Annotated in this window: 1 protein-coding gene and 1 pseudogene; one reads left to right on the forward strand and one right to left on the reverse strand. The window is 38.7% G+C overall.

Annotated features, from left to right (window positions below):
• Positions 1–182, reverse strand: a pseudogene (locus tag ACM615_RS24380) (single-stranded-DNA-specific exonuclease C-terminal domain-containing protein); the annotation flags it as partial.
• Positions 183–187: 5 nt separating this feature from the next.
• Here ACM615_RS24380 and ACM615_RS24385 point away from each other — a divergent pair.
• On the forward strand, positions 188–274 hold an 87-nt coding region (locus tag ACM615_RS24385), incomplete at its 3' end, for a single-stranded-DNA-specific exonuclease C-terminal domain-containing protein (RefSeq protein WP_431012708.1).

Below are 274 nucleotides of genomic sequence, written 5' to 3' on the forward strand. Positions count from 1 at the left end.
ACCTTTGTCATAAAAATCATTGTATCTTTTGTCCAGCCTCTATGTTTCGCAAGCTCCATTCCTTGCTCCTTGAGAGGGAAACTTCCTCGCTTTAACAAGAATCCATAAAACCATTTGAATTGATCACGGCTAGGGAAAGAGGACATGAAATGATCTTCTTTTCTTTGGAAAACCGTATAAACTCTAGCTGGCTTTTGTTAAAATAGAGAATGGTGTGCTGTCAATAGTACGTGATGCCCCTAAAAAAGATTTAACGGCATCAGCATCCTATACA

This window comes from Rahnella sp. PAMC25617 (assembly GCF_050606005.1).
GTDB classification, from domain to species: domain Bacteria; phylum Pseudomonadota; class Gammaproteobacteria; order Enterobacterales; family Enterobacteriaceae; genus Rahnella; species Rahnella variigena.